Origin of the sequence: Xanthomarina maritima, from assembly GCF_008084905.1 — a bacterium.
GTDB classification, from domain to species: domain Bacteria; phylum Bacteroidota; class Bacteroidia; order Flavobacteriales; family Flavobacteriaceae; genus Xanthomarina; species Xanthomarina maritima.
In genome coordinates this window covers 68,986-89,334 of the sequence record NZ_VSFC01000043.1, presented here as the reverse complement: position 1 = coordinate 89,334, position 20,349 = coordinate 68,986, and the positions used below count along the sequence as shown (strand labels likewise).

Sequence of the window (20,349 nt, the reverse complement as noted above, 5' to 3'; positions counted from 1 at the left end):
TCCTGCTAAGGCAGGAATCTCTTTTTTATTATTAATTTCTTGCTTTATGGATTCCTGCCTCGCAGGAATGACAAATTAATCTAATTTGTTATTAAAAGACCTCAATTTAATAGATGTCAATACCTTTTTTGTATATAATGGAAAATCGGCATTTAGCAACCATCCAAAATAACCAGGTTCGTTTTCTAACACATCTACCACACGTTTTCCTTTATGTTTCCCGAACGAAAAGCATTCTTCGCCTTCTTTATTATAGATAAGGAATCCAGCAAAATCGGCAAACTTTTTACGTGAGCTAAATTCTGCTAAAAACTTGGTATCGTTTTCTAAAGTGTCATATTTAGCAACTTGAGCTTTTAAAACTTCGTAGGTAGCCAAGGTATCTGCTTCTGCACTATGTGCATCATCCAGGTTTTTATCGCAATAAAATTTGTAAGCAGCAACTAGAGTTCTTTGTTCCATTTTATGAAAAATAGTTTGCACATCTACAGATTGTCTGTTTTTCATATCGAAATCGATATCAGCACGAAGCATTTCTTCAGCCAACAACGGAATATCAAATCTATTGGAATTAAAACCACCTAAATCTGAATCTTTAATCAGGTTATTAATTTCTTTGGCCAACTCTTTAAAGGTTGGTTTATCTGCTACATTAGCATCTGAAATACCATGAATTTTGGTGACTTCGGCAGGAATGGGAATGGTAGGATTTACCAGACGTGTATAGCGTTCTTCTTTGCCATCTGGATAGACTTTTAAAATGGAAATTTCCACAATTCTGTCATTTGAAATATTAACTCCAGTGGTTTCCAAATCGAAAAAGCAGATGGGTTTTGTAAGATTAAGTTGCATGCAATTTTATTTTGGGCAAAGATAATGAGAATAAATAAAAAAGGGTTGCCTAAAGATTAAAACAAAAAGCACAATCCTAAAATTGTGCTTTTTGTTTTATATGAGATTCCTAGACAACACTTCGACAAGCTCAGTGTGGCAAATGGGAATAACAGTTTCTAAATCTCTCTATTAGAATCCCAAGCCTCTAAATAATCTTTAACGGCTTTTACAAATTGGCCTCCAAGTGCTCCATTTACAACTCTGTGGTCGTAAGAATGTGATAAGAACATTTTGTAACGGATTCCTATAAAATCGCCTTCAGGAGTTTCTACAACTGCAGGCACTTTTCTAATGGCTCCAAGTGCTAAAATAGCTACTTGTGGCTGATTGATAATAGGTGTTCCCATGATGCTACCAAAAGTTCCAACGTTAGTAACTGTATAAGTTCCACCTTGAATATCGTCTGGTTTCAATTGGTTTAATCTGGCTCTATTGGCTAAATCGTTTACCTTTTTAGTCATACCAACTAAGTTAAGTTGGTCTGCATCTTTAATAACAGGAACAATTAAGTTTCCATCACCTAAAGCAGCAGCCATACCCAAATTGATATGTTTTTTCTTAACAATGGTATCTCCTTGAATTGAGATATTTATCATTGGGAAATCGCGAATTGCTTTTGCAACAGCTTCCATAAAGATTGGAGTAAAGGTTAAATTTTCGCCTTCACGTTTTGCAAAAGCATCTTTTACTTTATTACGCCAATTCCATATTTTAGTAACATCTGCTTCAATAAAACTCTGTACGTGAGCAGATGTTTGAACAGACTCAACCATGTGATGTGCAATAATTTTGCCCATTCTGGTCATTTCTATAATCTCGTCGTCACCACTAGCCATAACTGGAGCTGCAGCAGGTTTTTCTGTCTTAGCGGGAGCTGCCTTTGGAGTTCCAACCATTTTTGCTATTTGTGGAGCAGCACTTCTTCTAGACTCTAAATGTGCAAGAATGTCGTTTTTAGTGACACGACCATCTTTTCCAGTTCCTGAGATTGCATCTAATTCTGTTTGAGAAACGCCTTCTTGTTTCGCAATATTTTTAACTAAAGGTGAATAAAATCTATCTTCCGATGAACTTACAGCAGCAACTGTTTCTTTAGTAGTCTCAACTGCTTGAGAAACTTGAGCAACAGCAACTTGTTCTGCAACTACTTGCTTTACTGGTTCTGTTTTTGGAGCAGCTTCAACTGAGCCTTGAGCATCTGTTTCAATAATTGCAATAACTTGTCCTACTTGAACTACATCGTCTACATTGAATAATTTTTCAACTAAAACACCTGTAACTTCACTAGGAACTTCGCTATCTACTTTATCTGTTGCAATTTCAAGAACTGCTTCGTCTGCTTCAATGGTATCACCAACTTCTTTTAACCAAGAAGTAATGGTAGCTTCAGCAACGCTTTCACCCATTTTTGGGAGTGTTAATTCAAATTTTGCCATATCTGTAATGGAATGGTTGTTTTTTAAATAATGACTGCAAAATTAATGAAATTTCATTGAATCTATTACAGTTTCTTTAATTAATTATTTTTTATATGAATGACTTCACCTCGACTTTTAGAGCTATTACTACCTAAAATAAACTTAGAATTTTTAAGCAAAAACATAAATGTGCTTGATTGTTTTTTAGTGTTATTAGTTAGTAAATCAATTGCTTTTTTGTAACCTAAAAAATGTATATCCAAAATATATTCGAAGTTTGGAAAATAGTTTGTCACTGAATTGAGAACTGTCATTTTTTTGTTTAATGAGCTTTCAAGTTCCAGATTTTCTTTATTTGAAACAAGCACATATTCTTGAACATTTTTAGATGATTCTTCAGCTTTTGGAAAAAATATGGAAACTATTTTAATACCAACCCAGATAAGTAGATTAAAAAACCCATTTGGTTTAAAATGCTTTTCGAAAAACAATTGCATAGAACCGTTAAAACGTTTGGCATAGGTTTTATCTTTTAATGTGCTTTCGCCTTTAAAATGAACTACTGTAGTCTTAGGATTGTAATAATTTTGATAACCTGCTTTTAATATTTTATAAGACAGATCTAAATCTTCGCCATACATAAAATAATCTTCATCAAAACCTCCTACTTCAAGATAAACATCTCTTTTTAATAGCATAAAAGCTCCCACAAAAATTGGCGCTTTTCCTATTTCGTTTTCATTTATCTGAGTAGCATAATACGGTTTTGTATAGCCTAAAATCTTTTTTATTGAAACTATTGGCGTTGGAATATTACGCTTGCTTTCAGGTAGAAACTGTCCTTTTCCATCAATTAATTTGCAACCTACAATTCCTAAATCTGCTTTAGTTTCAGCAAATTTTAAAAGAATTTCAAAGGTGTCTTCAGCAACAACAGTATCTGGATTTAAAATACAAAGATATTCGCCTTGAGCATGTTTCACTCCAATATTATTTCCTTTAGAAAACCCATCATTAGATTTATTCTCTATGAGTTTTACCTTTGGAAATAATTGTTTGACCATTTGGCAGCTATCGTCTAGAGAATTATTATCAACTACTATAATTTCGGCATCTATATTAGAAATTGCTGCTTCCACACTACTTAGACAAAGCTCTAAAAAATAGCGTACATTATAGTTTAATATGATGATAGATAATTTCAAATAATTCTTATCAAGATTTTAAAGATGCTTCAAAAGGAATGCGATTAATAATGCTTCTTCCAAGAGTAATTTCGTCTGTATACTCCAATTCATTTCCAACCGAAATCCCTCGAGCAATGGTTGAAGTTGTGATTTTATAATCTTGAATTTGTCTATAGATGTAAAAATTGGTGGTATCTCCTTCCATAGTTGAACCTAGTGCAAAAATAAGCTCTTTAACGGTTCCTTGTTTTACTTTTTCGACTAAGGGTTGTATGTTTAAATCGTTTGGACCAATGCCATCCATGGGTGAAATTTTTCCACCTAGAACATGATACAAGCCTCTAAATGAACTGGTGTTTTCTATTGCCATAACATCTCGTATATCTTCAACCACACAAATAATTTCGTTTGTTCTGTGTGGATTGGCACAAATTTCACAAATCTCATTATCACTAATATTATTGCAGCTTTTACAGAATTTAATATCAGTTCTCATAGATTCTAAAGCCTTTGTTAACTGAAGGGTTTGACCTTCAGGCTGTCTAAGTAAATGGAGAACCAAACGCAATGCTGTACGTTTACCAATTCCTGGTAATTGTGACATTTCGTTGACTGCTTTTTCTAAAAGTTTAGATGAAAATTCCATGGCTGCGAATTTACTATTTATTCTTAACTTGTTTCAAATTCTTATCAACTTTTACGTATTTTGGCATCTGAAAACTAGTTTCTATGAATGCTACACAAATTATCCTACTTATACTTTCCTATTTTGGAGTTTTAATTTTAATCTCATATTTCACCGGAAAAAATTCTGGAAATGATGCCTTTTTTAAAGGAAACAAAAAATCACCTTGGTTTGTTGTGGCTTTTGGTATGATTGGAGCCTCACTTTCTGGAGTCACTTTTATTTCTGTTCCTGGCTGGATAGAAGCCTCGCAGTTTAGCTATATGCAAGTGGTTCTGGGTTATATTGTTGGATATTTAGTTATAGGAACCGTTTTATTACCTCTATATTACAAGCTTAATTTAACTTCTATTTACACCTATTTAGAAGAACGGTTTGGGAATTATTCTTATAAAACTGGAGCTAGTTTTTTCTTAATTTCGAGAGTTGTTGGAGCTAGTTTTAGGCTGTTTCTAGTGGCAAACGTATTACAGGTAATTCTTTTTGATGAAATTGGCATTGCTTTTTGGCAAACCGTCATTATAACTGTCTTACTTATTTGGTTGTACACCTTTAAATCTGGCATAAAAACCATTGTTTGGACAGATACGCTTCAAACGCTATTTATGTTAATTGCAGTTGGCGTGACCATTTATTTTGTTAGTGATGAATTGGGATTAACAGGAGGCAATATATTAGGTTATGTATTAGATAGCGAATTATCTAAAACCTTCTTTTTCGACGATTTTAAATCCAGTAATTATTTTTGGAAGCAATTTATTTCAGGAGCTTTTATTGCCATTGTGATGACAGGTTTGGACCAAGACATGATGCAGAAAAACCTGACTTGTAAGACGCTTAAAGATGCTCAAAAAAACATGTTTTGGTTTACTATCGTTCTAACAGTAGTTAACTTTATCTTTTTATGTTTAGGTTTACTATTAACAGTTTATGCACAGCAAAATGGGATTGATGCTCATAAAGACGATTTGTTTCCAATCTTGGCAAAAAACCATTTAGGAATTGGTGTTTTTGTTTTCTTCCTTATCGGATTAATAGCAGCAGCTTATAGTAGTGCAGATAGTGCTTTAACAGCGTTAACAACCTCTTTTAGTATAGATATTTTAGATATTGAAAAGAAACATGACGAAAAAGCACAAATAGCCAAAAGAAAGCAAATTCATATTTTGTTCTCTTTAATATTAATTCTGGTAATTATCTCATTCAAATACCTAATTAAAGATGAAAGTGTTATTGCTAAACTTTTTGTTTTTGCAGGTTATACGTATGGACCTTTACTAGGACTTTATGCTTTTGGTCTGTTTACAAAATGGCAAGTAAAAGACAGATTGGTTCCAATGATTGCTATTCTTTCACCAATATTATCTTATATAATAAGTGTGAATAGCTCGATATGGTTTGGATTTGAATTTGGATTCTTTATTTTAATCTTAAACGGATTTTTAACTTTCTTTGGGTTAATATTGATTCGTAGAAAGCAAAACTAACGTACAAGCAACTTCAAAATCAATTTTATTCAATTTTAAAATATTATAAAACTCCGGATTTTCTGTTCCTGGATTAAAAATAACACGTTTTGGTTTAAGAGATAAAATATAATCGTAATAAGCTTTTTGATTGTTTGGGTTTAAGTAAAGGGTTACTATATCAATATCCTTATAAGGCATTAAATCGGTGTCAATTTGTACACCATTTACTGTTCCTTGTTTTATCCCAAAAGCAACCACTTTATGACCAGATTGAATCAATCTATGTATTACTAAATTTGAATATCTATCTGGTTTTAAAGAAGCTCCAATAACTAATGTTTTCTTTTTCATTTGTTAAATTTTGTTAAGTATTGTTAAAAAGAGTAACAGTTTTCAAAAATAGACGTCTATTTAATAATAACAAAAAACAAATTCATATCCAATATATTTAATAGTCAACATAATAGTTGATGGTTAGTGTTAAGTCTGACTATTAGATGGAGAAAACCCAAAGCAAAAGCTTTGGGTTTTTAATTTAAAATTGTTAAATGATAGTTAAATATTCAAATCTATGAAATAAAAACAGCTTTTTTACGTCTATATAATAAGTGATAAGTTTTTAAGTAATTAGTAACTATAAAAAACTTTTTATGGTTAGTGTTAGTTAAAATTGGTTAATAGTAGGAAAGCCTCGAAACAGACTTGATTCGAGGCTTTTTCTTTTAAACTTTATTTCCATTTACCATTTTATAATAACGCTTCCCCAAGTAAAGCCACTACCAAAAGCAGCAAGTACTACAGTGTCTCCTTCTTTTATTTTTCCTTCTTCCCAAGCTTCGGTTAACGCAATTGGTATAGAAGCAGCTGTTGTGTTTCCATATTTCTGAATATTATTAAATACTTGGTCGTCTGAAAGTTTGAACTTATTTTGAATAAACTGAGCGATTCTTAAATTGGCCTGATGTGGAATTAACATATTAATATCATCTACCTTCAAATTATTTTTTTTCAAACCTTCATTAATTACTTCACTAAAACGAACTACGGCATTTTTAAATACAAATTGCCCATTCATATATGGGAAATAACTTTCATCTTCTGGATTGTTTTCTGCTAGAATATCTGTTACCCAACGTGTTCCCATTCCTGGAGCTTTCACTACTAATTCTTCAGCATATTCTCCTTGCGAATGCAAATGCGTCGATAAAATACCTTTAGAATTATCTTCTTCTCTAGTTAAAACTGCAGCTCCTGCTCCATCTCCAAAAATTACCGAAACACCTCTACCTCTATCAGTCTTATCCAATCCATGAGAATGTAATTCGCTGCCTATTACCAACACATTTTTATACATACCAGTTTTAATAAAATTATCTGCTACAGACAGAGCATATACAAAACCAGAACATTGATTACGTACATCTAAGGCTCCAACTGTTTTAATATCTAATTCTTTTTGAACAAAAACTCCTGGACCAGGAAAATAGTAATCAGGGCTTAAAGTTGCAAAAACAATAAAATCTATATCATCTTTATCTATTCCAGCTCGTTCTATAGCAATTTTGGCTGCTTTAACACCCATAACAGAGGTAGTATCTCCAGAGCCTGGTTTTACCCAACGTCTTTCTTTAATTCCGGTACGTTCTTGAATCCATGCATCGTTGGTGTCCATCATTTTTGACAAATCATCATTAGTCACCACATTATCAGGAACATATTTTCCTAAACCAATAATTTTTGAATTATACATAAATAAACAATTTAGTTATTTAATCAGGTTTGCAATTTAATCATTAAAAATAGTATTCTCATAATTATTGATTTTAAATATAAATTTCATAAAATTTCATCTTTTTAACACGCTTTTAATAATTTCAATCCTAAGTTTTAGTAGCTTTAAAAACCAAAATACAAACCACATGAAAACATCTTTATTTCACCTGTTTTTGTTTGTTACTTTTTTAAGTTTCGGACAAGAAAATTTAACTTATCAAAAACCTCATCAAAACATTCTAGAACTTGCCGAAGCTCCTTTAGCTCCAAGCATTAGAATGGATAGTAAAGGAAATAACATTGTCTTTTTATATAGAAGCAATTTTAAAAGTATTGAAGAACTATCTGAAACCGAAATGCGCTTAGGAGGATTACGCATCAATCCTGTTACTAATATTGGAAGTAGAACTACCTATTACAATGATATTACAATTAGAATTGGTCAAGACGGAAACCCACAAAATGTAAATGGATTACCAGACAACAAAAGATTAGCCAACTTTTCATGGTCGCCAAACCAAGAGTATATGGCTTTTACTAATACGCTAACTTCTGGAGTTGAACTTTGGGTTTTAGATATAAAGAATGCTAAGGCTACAAAAATTAGTCAGGCTAATATAAATGCCAATATGGGAAATCCAATTACTTGGTTTAAAGATAGCAAATCTCTTTTAGTAAGTATGCTACCTTCTAATAGAAAAGCATTAATAGATACTAAAGAAGCTGTGCCAACAGGACCAACTATTTCCATTAGTGAAGCTGGTGTTGAAGCTCAAAACAGAACCTATCAAGATTTACTTAAAAATAAAAACGATGAATATAATTTTGAGCTATTAGCTCAAGCAGAATTATATAAATTTAATATCGATGGCACTTCAAGTCTTTGGAAAAAAATCGATATGTATCGCGATTTATCTTTTTCTCCAGATGGTAATTATGTTATGGTTACAACTATTAATAGACCTTTTTCTTATTTAGTTCCTTATTACAGGTTCCCATCTACAACTACAATCTATAAAGCAAATGGCGATTTTGTAAATACCTTTTTAGTGGTGCCTTTAATTGAAGACTTACCAAAGGGCTTTATGGCAGAACGAACTGGAAAGCGAGATATTTCTTGGAGAAACGACAAACCTGCAACCTTAGTTTGGGCAGAAGTTTTAGATGGTGGAGATCCTGAAAACGAAGTCCCTTTTAGAGATGAAGTTTTTATGCAAGAAGCCCCTTTTACTGGCAAAGTAACATCGCTTTTAAAGACTAAAGATCGCTTTAGATATATCCAATGGGGAAATGACGATACAGCTTTAGCACATGATTATTGGTGGAATACTAGGAATACCAGAACTTATTTATTTAATCCATCAGATAATAATCAAGAAACAAAAATTGTTTTCGACAGAAATTATCAAGATGTCTATAATAATCCTGGTAGTTTTGTTTCTACAAAAAACGATTTCGATGAATATGTTTTAGCCTTGGATAATAACAATGCTTATTTAATTGGAGATGGTTATAGCGAAGCTGGGAAATTTCCTTTTATAGATGAAATAAATCTTGAAACTCTTGAAACCAATAGACTATATCATTCTAAATTAACCGATCAACTTGAAGATATTTCTATGGCTTTAAATGCCAAACAAGGTGAATATATTGTAAGAATAGAATCTAAAAATGAATACCCAAATTATTATATAAGAAATATAAAAAAGAAAATAGGATTAATTCCATTAACAGAATTTGAAAACCCATTTATGAGCATTCAAAATGTTCAAAAAGAAGTAATAAAATACAAACGTGCAGATGGCTTGGAATTAACTGGAACACTTTATTTACCAACAGATTATGAAGCTGGAAAAAAACATCCAATGGTTATGTGGGCTTATCCTGAAGAATTTAAAGACAAAAACAGTGCTGGACAAAATACTAAAAGCTCCAACGAGTTTACTTATCCTTGGTATGGTTCGCCAATTTATTGGGTAACTAGGGGTTATGTAGTGTTAGACGATGCTTCATTCCCAATTGTTGGAGAAGGAGATGAAGAACCTAACGACTCATTCATTATTCAATTAGTAGCTAATGCAAAAGCAGCTATAGATGCAGTAGATGAATTAGGTTATATTGACAGAAACAAAGTAGCAGTTGGTGGACATAGTTATGGCGCCTTTATGACAGCCAATTTACTATCGCATTCCAATCTTTTTGCTGCTGGAATTGCGAGAAGTGGTGCTTATAATAGAACATTAACTCCTTTTGGATTCCAGAGTGAAGAACGTAATTATTGGGAAGCTCCAGAGATTTACTATAACATGTCTCCATTTATGCATGCAGATACCATGAAAACCCCTTTACTTTTAATCCATGGAGAAGCAGACAATAATTCGGGAACTTATCCTTTACAAAGTGAACGTTATTTTAATGCTTTAAAAGGATTAGGAGCTCCTGTTAGATTGGTGATGTTACCAAAGGAAAGTCATGGGTATGTAGCAGAAGAATCTATTCTTCATATGCTTTGGGAACAAGACACATGGCTAGAGAATAATGTAAAAAACAGACCAGAAACACCTGAAGGAACAAATTAACTAAAACTTTTTAAGAATAAAAAAACCACCAAATTGGTGGTTTTTTTGTTTTAATATCTTTTCGAGTATGTATGTCATTTCGAACGCAGTGAGAAATCTACTATTTAGAAATATTTCTAATAGATTCCTCCTATTGTCGGAATGACACATTTTAAATTATTATTATTAAACAACATTAATTGAATCTATTTGACTCATGGCATGTTCTGAAATAGCTGTAATGGATAAAGATGGATTTACCCCAGGATTTGCTGATATCATGGAGCCATCACAAACCAACATGTTTTTGTAGCCAAAGACCTTATTGTGTTTATCAATCACTCCTCTTGAAGCGTCTTTTGCCATAACTGCTCCACCCAAAATATGAGCTGTAGTTGGAGTTCCTAATAAAGCATCTGTAAAATTAGCATACGGAATCCCATTCACTTTCTTGGCAACTTTTTTTCCTAATTCCATAGCTTCTGGAATAAAAGCAATTGGTTTTGGTCCAGATTCTTTAACAGTTTTCATTTTGGTAAACTTACCTAACTTAATTTGTAGCGTACTATCTAAAGTTTGCATAAATAAAAGGATAGTTGTTCGTTGTGCATATTTTTTAGAAAAGATGGTTTTAAAAAATCGTGATGGCTGTTTAAAAAATAATCCGATTATGCCTAACAATCTAAAAATTGCAAATTTGTTATGAATGGTTGGCATGGTCAATGCTTTTGAAAAACTAGAACCTTCTCCATAACGAACTGGTTCTAAATGACTGTTTTCATCAGTATGCAAAATAGAACCAATAGCTATTCCTTTGGAATAATCTTTTGGATTTTTATCTGTGGATGTCACTAATAACAAAGACTCATTATTGGTTCTAATATTTTTCCCGACAGCATTAGACAAGTTTGGCAAGGAGGTTTCTTTCAATTTTAATAATAATGGAACGGTTCCCATGACACCTCCAGAAAAAATAACTCCTTTTGCTGTAACGCTTTCAATGCTTCTTTTTCCAATACTAGATTTATAATCTATTTTGTAACCATCTGAACCATCATCTTTCCCCAAAACAGATACATTAAAAACTTCTTTTTCAGCAATAATTTCAGCACCTAATTGTTGTGCCAGATATAGATAATTTTTATCCAAAGTGTTTTTAGCATTGTATCTACAACCTGTCATACAAGCACCACAAAACACACAACCTGTTCTATCTGGACCTTTACCATTAAAGTAAGGATCTGCTACTGTTTTACCAGCTTCCCCAAAATAGACGGCTACTTTAGTGGCTTCAAAATAAGCTTCTTTTCCAATATCTTTTGCTAAGTCCTTTATTAGTAAATCTGATTCGTAAAGTTTTGGATTTGTATTTGCGCCTAACATGGTATAAGCCGTATCATAATATGGCTTTAGATTGGTTTCCCAATCGTTTAAGCATGCCCAACTCCCAGTTTTAAAAAATTCTGTTTTTGGTATTGGTAAGGTATTCGCATAGGTTAGAGAGCCACCTCCAACACCAACACCAGAAAGAACTGTGACATGATTTAAAAAGGTTATTTTAAAAATGCCATGAAGTCTTGCTTTCGGTTCCCAAAGCCATTGTTTTAAATTCCAATTGGTTTTAGGGAAGTCTTTGTCTTTAAACCATTTTCCTTTTTCAATAACCAGAACTTTATAGCCTTTTTCTGAAAGTCGTAAAGCACTTACCGATCCTCCAAAACCACTTCCAATAATCGCATAATCATAATCTAACTTCACACTAATTCTATTGTTTAAGTTTATAGATTAAAGATACAATATTGACTTTTATAATTTCTTAGATTATTTAAAGATATTAATTATTAAATTATCTAAAATTTGAATAGTAAATAGATAGTCTTATTGTTTCCTTTTTTTTTTTAGATTTGTACCAAAAGATTGAAATTATGAGACATCATATTTACCAAGAACTTATTGTTCAAAATAAAAGAATCCTATTTTTCTTTATTTTGTTAACTATCATGTATTCTTCAGTCTATGCTCAAAACACTGATCCTGATTTACAGTCTTGGAATGTGGTGCGTTTAACCAATCATTTTAACGAAAAATGGTCTCTAAATCTTCAGGAAGAAACCCGATTTCAAGATGATATTAGCAAATTAAATCAAGTTATAGTAAAGTTAAACGGAAGAGTTAATTTTAATGAAAAAATAGGATTAAATTTTGGGTTTAAATATATCTATAGACCAACGTCATCAAATGAGTGGGAGCCATGGCAAGAAGTATTATTTCCAAAAAGTTTTAATAAGTTTAGCATAAGTCAAAACTTTCGATTAGAAGAACGCTTTTATCAAGGAATTGAAGGTATAATTCCACGAATCAGATACTTATTTAATTATCATATCCCTATTGGAAAAAAACAAAATTACCTTACCGGTTATTCTGAAGTTAGATTCAATTTAGTTAATAAAGGTACAGGTCCTGTTGAAGGTTTTGAGCAAGTAAGGTTTAGATTATCTTATGGTTTTCATATAAACGATTTTATGGATATAGAAGTTGGTTATTTATATAGGTTTGAAGTTAATAGAAACTCTCCAAATTTAAGTGACCAAGTAATTCATATACAAATTCCGTTCTCTACAGGTTATAAAACTGCTAATAAAAAATATAGAGCAGATTCTTAACGTGTTTTTTATTTTTCAAGTCCAAAGCAAATATTTTATTTAACTAAAAAAATATTTTATCAACAATCCAGTTTAAAACGTTTTTTATTTCTAATTAATGTGTTTATTATTTATTTAAAATGTCAGTTTGTCATATTATCATACTTGGTATTTTTTTTGACAATACACTAAAAGTATTATAAAATAAGTATTAATTAAGATTCCTTCCTACGTAGGAATGACAAATAAACAAATTATGACAAAAGGAAACATTAATGTATCGGTAGAAAACATCTTCCCTCTCATAAAAAAATTCTTATATAGTGATCACGAAATCTTTTTACGTGAGTTAATTAGTAACGCTACAGATGCGACATTAAAATTAAAACACTTAACAAGCATAGGTGATGCAAAAGTAGAATATGGCAATCCACAAATTGAAATTAAAATCGATAAAAAAGGAAAAAAACTTCATATTATCGATCAAGGTATAGGGATGACTGCTGATGAAGTTGAAAAATACATCAATCAAATTGCTTTTTCTGGCGCTGAAGAGTTTTTAGACAAGTATAAAGATTCTGGAAAAGATTCTGGAATTATCGGTCATTTTGGTCTTGGTTTCTATTCGGCCTTTATGGTTGCTGAAAAAGTAGATATCATCACCAAATCATTTAAAGATGAACCTGCAGTTATCTGGACTTGCGATGGTAGCCCAGAATTTACTTTAGAACCTCATGACAAAACTGAAAGAGGAACAGAAATCATTCTTCATATAGCTGAAGATTCAACTGAGTTTTTAGAAGAAGCTCGCATTAACAGTTTACTTACTAAGTATAACAAGTTTATGCCTATTCCAATTAAATTTGGAACCAAAGAAGTGACTATTCCTTTAGCAGAAGATGCTCCAAAAGACGCAAAACCTAAAAAGGAAACCGTTGATAACATCATCAACAATCCTAATCCTGCATGGACCAAACAACCTGCAGATTTAGAAGACGAAAACTATAAAAGTTTCTATAGAGAATTGTATCCAACACAATTTGAAGAACCTTTATTTCACATTCATTTAAATGTAGATTATCCGTTTAACTTAACTGGAATCTTGTATTTCCCTAAGATGACTACCGATTTAAACATTCAAAAGGATAAAATACAATTATATCAAAATCAGGTTTTTGTAACAGATAATGTAGAAGGCATTGTGCCAGAATTCTTAACCATGTTACGTGGTGTTATAGATTCTCCAGACATTCCATTAAATGTGTCTCGTTCTTATCTACAAGCTGATGGAGCAGTTAAAAAGATATCTTCTTACATTACCAGAAAAGTTGCTGATAAACTGAAATCCTTATTCAACAACAATAGAGAAGATTTTGAAGCTAAATGGAACGATATTAAAATAGTGATTGAATACGGCATGCTATCAGAAGATAAATTCTTTGAAAAGGCAGATGCTTTTGCACTATATCCAACGGTTGATGGGAAATATTATACCTACGAAGAACTTTTCAACAAAATAAAAGCAAATCAAACAGATAAAGATGGAAAACTAGTAATTCTATATGCTTCTAACGAAGATGCTCAACATAGCTATATTGAAGCAGCTACTGCAAAAGGATATGAAGTATTATTATTAGACTCTCCAATTATAAGTCATTTAATGCAAAAACTGGAATCTACTAAAGAAAATATCACCTTTACTCGTGTAGATGCAGATCATATTGACAATTTAATTAAGAAAGACGATACCAAGATTTCAAAATTAACCGATGAGCAAAAAACAGAATTAGAAACCATTTTAAAAGAAGTGATTCCTGCAGAAAAATTCTCTGTACAATTAGAAACTATGGACAATACTTCTACCCCATTTATGATTACGCAACCGGAATTTATGCGTAGAATGAAAGAAATGCAGCAAACTGGAGGTGGTATGTTTGGAATGGGTAATATGCCAGATATGTATAACTTGGTTGTAAACACGAATTCTGAATTAGTTGGCGAAATTTTAGCTACTAAAACGAAGAAGAAACAAGAACGTTTAATTACGCAAAGTTTGGACTTAGCCAGATTGTCTCAAGGACTTTTAAAAGGTGAAGAATTAACAAACTTTATCAAACGTAGCTATGAGATGATCAAGTAGTCTTGACATAATAAGTGTTATATTAAAAAAACCGCCTTTTTACAAGGTGGTTTTTACATTTTATTCAAGAAGAACTTAAGCAAAAAAAAATCATTCAACATAGTTACCAGTTACTTTAGAAACACAATACACTCCTCCTCCATCCATGGCTGCAACACAACGGTTACATGTATCGCAGATATTTAGATTGCTTGAATTTTGAGCAATATGATTTACAAAATTATTATCGTGAATTAAAGCGCGACCAATTTGCACAAAATCAAATCCAGATTGGAGTGCTTCTTCAACATCTTCAGAGGTTTTAATTCCACCAATATAAATCACAGGAATGTTTACTACTGTCTTTATTTTTTTAGCTTCTTTTAAATGAAAAAGTCTAGTATATGTATACTCTTGAACTATTAGTTTCCCAAATAAGGCTAAACTAAGTTTCATGAGCCAACTAGATTGATTTGCAACCATTTCGAAAATAGGCAATCTGCCGCGAAGCATTAAAAATGGTGTTTTAGATGTAAAGCCGCTACTTGGAATAAGCGCACTTGCTCCTTCAGTTTCAAAGGCTTTAGCTATTTCTATAGCTTCATTTATTTCTAAACCTCCTTTGATACCATCATAAAGATTCATTTTAATAAGAATTGGAAAATCCGTTCCTACTTTCTTTCGAATGCCTTTAATGATTTCAAGAGGAAAACGCAATCTGTTTTCTAGACTGCCGCCATATTCATCCTTACGGTTATTTGTGTAAGGAGACAAAAACTGACTTATTAAATAGCCATGTCCAGCATGAATTTCAACAGCATCAAAGCCAGCTTCAATAGCCATTGAGGTAGCATTTATAAAATCGGTTATTTTTTCTTGAATATCTGTAGCCTTCATTTTTTTAGCAATAGACATTCTAAAGAGATTAAATTTCGAAGAAGCGCCTAAAGATCTTTTACCAATGACTTGTTTACTTGCAAAATAGCCACAATGTCCAAGTTGTATGGATGCATAAGCAGCTTCAGCTTGGATTTTAGAAGTTAATGATTTTAACTCTGGAATAAGTTCTTTACGCATCCACATTTCATGTCCATACGCACGTCCATCCTTACTTACTGAACAGTAAGCAACAGTTGTCATGGCTGTCCCACCAGCTGCCATTTTTCTATGATGTTCAATGAGTTCTGGAGTCACACCTCCATTTTGAGACATGCCTTCAAAACAACCAGCTTTAATAATCCTATTTTTTAAAACAAGGTTTCCAATGTTCCCGGAAGTTAATATGTTATTTGCTTTATTATCCATTTAAAACCAACTATTCTTCATAATATAATTATCTATTTTTTTCTTTTTCTCATAGCCCAAACTGCAGTTGCTGGAATAATCATTAATGTTGGGATGACAGATGCCAATGGTTTTGGTGTACCTTTTAAAAAATGCATGACAGTAGTAAGAATCAGTGTAAAAACTGTAGGAATAACAATGGCCAACCCTATTGCCTTGTTTCGTTTTTTAATATGAGTGGCAATGTATTCGCAGCCATTCATTAAAAATCCTCCAAATATAAAGGTATAAGCTGCTTGCTTTAAAGCTGCAGTAAGGGATTCTATAACAAGGGTTGTTGAAAAATAATTAATACAGAAAACAATTGTTCCCATAAAAATGGCTCCAGCTACACCAATTTTATAATCAAAATATTTATTTGAACCGTTTTTCATGTGTTTTAATAGGTGAGAAATATCGGTAATTATAAATGATAATGAAACAAAATAAGCTAATTTTCTTTTCAACTTAATGTTTTAAATATTTCAATAAAAGCAATAAAAATAAAAACCACCTTGAATTTACAAGGTGGATTCTATCAATAAAAATTGGTTGGTTTGCTGGTTAGTCTCCACTTAATTCTTTATTGTAAATCCAGATTTCATCATAGGTATCATCAAATAGATTATCTCTAGTATCAAGAAAGTTTTGAAAGCTATTATTTCCATGAAGCTTCTCAAAAGCTTCTTTAAAATTCGGACCATCTTCATCAAATTCTGCCCAGTTTTTATTGAAACTTACAGTAGCTACATGTCTTCCTATATCACCTTGAATAAACTCGTTGTAATATAATCCCCAAGGATTATCTCCAGGCATGGATTTTAACGTTGAACTCACTTTTTTGAAAAAATCTTTCATTAAATACTGTCCATCATCTTTAATTTTCATAACTCTAACAAATAAAATAGGATAAGTTTCAATTTTCCCACTAATCATATTTGTATTTGTTAATTCATCATCTTGAGACCAATACTCAACAGTATGAATTTTTTTAACATAAGGCATGACATTGTCTCTCCAATCTATATCGTGAGCGCCTTCAGGTCTTGAATCGTTGTGTTTAAACATTAAAGGTCCCATTTGCCAAATGATACTTCCAGCATTTGGCCCAGTTGAAATATTAAAGACAGTTGCATTGAAATTTCCATCTTTATGATATGTTTCATTATGCTTTCGCATATTCTCACCAAACACTTTAAGGTTGGTGTAATCTGGAGTTATCATCACGTTTTGCCACATGGTGTAATCTTTTGACTCCTGTGCATCTGTGTCAAATGAAACTCCTAAAACCATAATTAGCATCATTATAGATGCGATACTTTTTTTAAACATAATACTTGAATTTAATTGATTAATAGCACTATTTGCAACTATTGCAAATGGTAAAAATGACATACTTTATAGTAATAATTGTATAATAAATGGAGATACTAAATCCATTTAAGATAAGGATCAGCTTTGGAGATGATTAAAGATACAATATTATGAATCAGGATATCAAGCAGTTATGGACGAAACAACTATTTCATTGTCCGAAAGATGGGTTTTACTTATCTAAATATTTGAAAATTGCTAGAAATGCCATACTTATTAACCTCTTGCTTGGTCAATTATGCGTTGTTTAAACATGGCATCATTATTTAAAACATCAAAAAATTCTAATACAAACGTTTTTAAAGATGAGAATTCTTTAGAGCTTTCAAAATATTTTTCGGTGTCATTTATACTCTTTAAGATTTGTGATTTGTGTCCTAAAAATTCATTTCTAACTTGATTGTAAAGTAGTTGGTTTCTTTTTACTCCTCTATAGGTTCTATCTGTAACGCTTTCAATATTTACAGTTTCAGAAACTGCTGCATAACTAGCATTTACTAATCCACTCATATCAAAATCATAACAAATTGGCACGATACTTTTATCGATATAAATTAGTTTCACATTATGTAAATGAGATTGTGAAAAATCTGTATTCCCTATTAAATAATTAAAAAAAGAATTTCTAACTGAAGTCAAGGAATCTAAAGCATAGGGGCTGACTGATTCTCGTTCAAATATTTTTCCATCAAATCTTTTAGCAACATCTTTATCGTCTTCCTTTAAAATACCTTTTAAATTAAATGGTTTTGTTTTACTTCCTTTATTTTCTTCGTAATCAATATCTACCAAACGTGTTTTAAAGTAATATGGAGAGATTATTTCGTAAATTTTATAAGCAATAAATTCTTTTACTACATTATCATTATTATCAGATTCTTTTAAACAAGGAAGTACTAGTTTTAATTTTTTATTATCTTCAAAAATGGTGTTCTTTATATCCTCTTTTTTAAATTTCATTCTAATTGGCGCAAAATAGCAATTTCTTAATCTGCTATAACCTCTTTTTCTAATTCCTACCTCTAAAGAATCCCATGAATTATCTTGCAGTTTATAAGTGATTATAGTTTTAAAATATATAGAATCAACTTTGCTATTTTTAACTTCCTTATTAGAATAACTTAATTTTAAAGGAAGGATGCTTTGATTGGAAAAAAGATCTGCCTTTACTAGTTGAGAAAAAGTTACAGAACTAAAAAAAATATTTATAACTAGAAAAATAAAGGCTTGTTTTTTCATAATATTATCTTAACTTCATCAAATATAACACATTAAATAAAAACTTATCAAACAATATTTATCCATAATAAATTACAGAACAGGTATTGCTCTAATTTTGTCTGCTACTATAACCTATTTAGCATACAGATATCAATTTACATTTAATGTAGATTTAACCTTATTAAGTATTGCCATAATATTTCCATTAGTTTTTACCATACGTGGTTCTTTTAGAAGAAGAGAAAAAGCCTTAGAACATTTAAGTGAATTTAGAAGTGCTTTAAAAACCCTTAAATACTTTTTTCTGAGTAGTAATAACTTAACAGATGAAAATAAAGCTGAAATAAAAGCTATTGTTATTGAGATAAATAATAAAGTCCTTGAACATTTACATAGCAATTCGGAATCAACTAAAGATCTGGATGAAACTATTAATAAAGTATATCTATTTATCTTAGAAAAAGATGAATTTCTATCAAGAAGCCTTAGAGATAAGTTGTTCCGTTTTATGAAAGATGTTCATGAATGTGTTGAGAATCTTCACGCCATACACATGCACAGAACACCCATAAGTCTAAAAGCTTATTGCGAACTTTTCATCTATGTGTTCCCTGTAGTTTATGCTCCAACTGTGATTCATAATATTGGTGAAGGATCAGCTCCATGGGTTTCTTTTCTTATTATTCTATTAACTGAATTTATTTTAATTTCACTTTATAACATTCAAAACCATTTAGAATACCCTTTTGATAATATTGGGTTGGATGATATTCATCTGGATATTTTTAAGATTGAAAGATAAAAATTTAAGCTAATTCATTTCGTTATTAGATTCTAAAACTGAAATAGTAGCTTTAGAATCTATTTTATAGATCATTTCTCGAACCATCTTTAACTTTTTAGTGTTTTTAGTAATTAATATAAGTTTCCCATTTGCATCATAATGTATTAATTTTAAGATGCTTCCTGTAATCTTTTTGTTTTCTAAAATAGTTTCTTGTATTAATAAATTTTCAGATGAAAACACTAATAAAGTCAAGCTTTTAAGCGATTTTTTTATGTAATATTCTATGGTTTTACTAATTGCGATAATGGCTATAATACTATAGGCAGCCATTGTAAAATCTTCAAAAACCAAAATCCCTAAAAAGATAACAATTCCGTCTATAATCAAAATTAATTGATTGTATGGTAGCTTAATTTTTGTTGCTAAAATTCTAACTAATATATCGTTTCCTCCTGTAGTTGCACCAGCACTCATAACAATAGACACTGATAAACCTATAATAACACCTCCAAATACTGATGATACTAATACATCTTCTACATAAATTTTATTTTTTAGTAAAGCTGTAAACACATCAATATAAAACGAAACCAAAACCATAGAAAAAGCAGTTTTAATTCCTGTTTTTACTCCTAAGACTTTAGTTCCCCATAAAAGCAATGGAATATTGACTAATAAAGCCAAAAGTCCAATAGATAAACCTGTTAGTTTATTTACAACAATGCTTAATCCCAAAATACCACCTGGAACAATATTATGTGGAATAATAAATACTACGTAAGCTATTGACAATAGTACAGAACCAGCAAAAACCCAAGTATAGCTTTTAAGTTCTTTAAGTAAAACGTCTTTCTTTAATATAAGTGTTAATTTGTTTTTCATGATATATGCTATAAAAA

17 protein-coding genes are annotated in these 20,349 nt (G+C 31.2%); 5 read left to right on the top strand and 12 right to left on the bottom strand.

Translation table 11 applies throughout. From position 1 onward, the window contains the following. Window positions 1–75: 75 nt before the first annotated feature. From FVF61_RS08555 to recR, 4 genes are all read right to left on the bottom strand, one after another. The gene (locus tag FVF61_RS08555; RefSeq protein WP_148455320.1) at window positions 76–852 is read right to left on the bottom strand and encodes a 3'-5' exonuclease; all 777 of its coding nucleotides are present in this window, start codon (window positions 850–852) and stop codon (window positions 76–78) included. A gap of 158 nt (window positions 853–1,010) precedes the next feature. After that, the gene (locus FVF61_RS08550; protein WP_148455318.1) at window positions 1,011–2,330 is read right to left on the bottom strand and encodes a dihydrolipoamide acetyltransferase family protein; all 1,320 of its coding nucleotides are present in this window, start codon (window positions 2,328–2,330) and stop codon (window positions 1,011–1,013) included. Window positions 2,331–2,410: 80 nt separating this feature from the next. After that, window positions 2,411–3,517: a glycosyltransferase family 2 protein gene (locus tag FVF61_RS08545; protein WP_148455316.1), complete on the bottom strand. Its 1,107-nt coding sequence runs from the start codon at window positions 3,515–3,517 to the stop codon at window positions 2,411–2,413. 10 nt (window positions 3,518–3,527) lie between these two features. Next, entirely contained in the window at window positions 3,528–4,145 is a 618-nt protein-coding gene (gene recR / locus FVF61_RS08540; protein WP_148455314.1) for a recombination mediator RecR, read from the bottom strand. Window positions 4,146–4,228: 83 nt separating this feature from the next. Between recR and FVF61_RS08535 the strand changes: the two genes are divergently transcribed. Beyond that, window positions 4,229–5,671, top strand: a complete 1,443-nt coding sequence (locus tag FVF61_RS08535; RefSeq protein ID WP_148455312.1) for a sodium:solute symporter — start codon at window positions 4,229–4,231, stop codon at window positions 5,669–5,671. Here the strand turns inward: FVF61_RS08535 and FVF61_RS08530 are convergent. Both FVF61_RS08530 and FVF61_RS08525 read right to left on the bottom strand, forming a co-directional pair. After that, window positions 5,642–6,004 carry a CoA-binding protein gene (locus FVF61_RS08530; protein WP_148455310.1) on the bottom strand — a complete coding sequence of 121 codons (363 nt, stop codon included), beginning with the start codon at window positions 6,002–6,004 and terminating at the stop codon, window positions 5,642–5,644. The two genes, FVF61_RS08535 and FVF61_RS08530, sit on opposite strands and share 30 nt — an antisense overlap. A 388-nt stretch (window positions 6,005–6,392) precedes the next feature. Next, the gene (locus tag FVF61_RS08525; RefSeq protein ID WP_148455308.1) at window positions 6,393–7,403 is read right to left on the bottom strand and encodes a 3-oxoacyl-ACP synthase III family protein; all 1,011 of its coding nucleotides are present in this window, start codon (window positions 7,401–7,403) and stop codon (window positions 6,393–6,395) included. A gap of 169 nt (window positions 7,404–7,572) precedes the next feature. On the opposite strand from FVF61_RS08525, the gene FVF61_RS08520 reads away from it, so the two are divergent. After that, entirely contained in the window at window positions 7,573–10,005 is a 2,433-nt protein-coding gene (locus tag FVF61_RS08520) for an alpha/beta hydrolase family protein (RefSeq protein WP_148455306.1), read from the top strand. A 165-nt stretch (window positions 10,006–10,170) separates the two neighbouring features. On the opposite strand, the gene FVF61_RS08515 is transcribed toward FVF61_RS08520, so the two are convergent. Continuing rightward, complete coding sequence (locus FVF61_RS08515) at window positions 10,171–11,742, bottom strand: GMC oxidoreductase (RefSeq protein ID WP_148455304.1); 1,572 nt, start codon at window positions 11,740–11,742, stop codon at window positions 10,171–10,173. Between the two features lie 167 nt (window positions 11,743–11,909). Here FVF61_RS08515 and FVF61_RS08510 point away from each other — a divergent pair, with 167 nt between their 5' ends. Both FVF61_RS08510 and htpG read left to right on the top strand, forming a co-directional pair. Then, a complete protein-coding gene (locus FVF61_RS08510) occupies window positions 11,910–12,647 on the top strand; it encodes a DUF2490 domain-containing protein (protein ID WP_148455302.1) in 738 nt (245 codons plus the stop codon). Between the two features lie 235 nt (window positions 12,648–12,882). Beyond that, a complete protein-coding gene (htpG, locus tag FVF61_RS08505; RefSeq protein ID WP_148455300.1) occupies window positions 12,883–14,766 on the top strand; it encodes a molecular chaperone HtpG in 1,884 nt (627 codons plus the stop codon). Window positions 14,767–14,856: 90 nt separating this feature from the next. Here htpG and FVF61_RS08500 read toward each other — a convergent pair whose 3' ends face one another. The 4 genes from FVF61_RS08500 to FVF61_RS08485 form a co-directional block, all read right to left on the bottom strand. Further along, window positions 14,857–16,050 (bottom strand): NADH:flavin oxidoreductase, encoded by a 1,194-nt coding sequence (locus FVF61_RS08500; protein ID WP_148455298.1) that lies wholly within the window; start codon window positions 16,048–16,050, stop codon window positions 14,857–14,859. Window positions 16,051–16,082: 32 nt separating this feature from the next. After that, a complete protein-coding gene (locus FVF61_RS08495; protein ID WP_148455296.1) occupies window positions 16,083–16,535 on the bottom strand; it encodes a hypothetical protein in 453 nt (150 codons plus the stop codon). A gap of 97 nt (window positions 16,536–16,632) precedes the next feature. Further along, window positions 16,633–17,463 (bottom strand): hypothetical protein, encoded by an 831-nt coding sequence (locus FVF61_RS08490; RefSeq protein ID WP_148455294.1) that lies wholly within the window; start codon window positions 17,461–17,463, stop codon window positions 16,633–16,635. Window positions 17,464–17,658: 195 nt separating this feature from the next. Further along, window positions 17,659–18,681, bottom strand: coding sequence for a hypothetical protein (locus tag FVF61_RS08485; RefSeq protein ID WP_233586742.1), 1,023 nt, complete (start codon window positions 18,679–18,681; stop codon window positions 17,659–17,661). Window positions 18,682–18,778: 97 nt separating this feature from the next. Between FVF61_RS08485 and FVF61_RS08480 the strand changes: the two genes are divergently transcribed. Further along, window positions 18,779–19,465, top strand: a complete 687-nt coding sequence (locus FVF61_RS08480; protein ID WP_233586740.1) for a hypothetical protein — start codon at window positions 18,779–18,781, stop codon at window positions 19,463–19,465. A gap of 9 nt (window positions 19,466–19,474) precedes the next feature. Here FVF61_RS08480 and FVF61_RS08475 read toward each other — a convergent pair whose 3' ends face one another. Next, window positions 19,475–20,332: a YitT family protein gene (locus tag FVF61_RS08475; protein ID WP_148455290.1), complete on the bottom strand. Its 858-nt coding sequence runs from the start codon at window positions 20,330–20,332 to the stop codon at window positions 19,475–19,477. Window positions 20,333–20,349 lie beyond the last annotated feature (17 nt).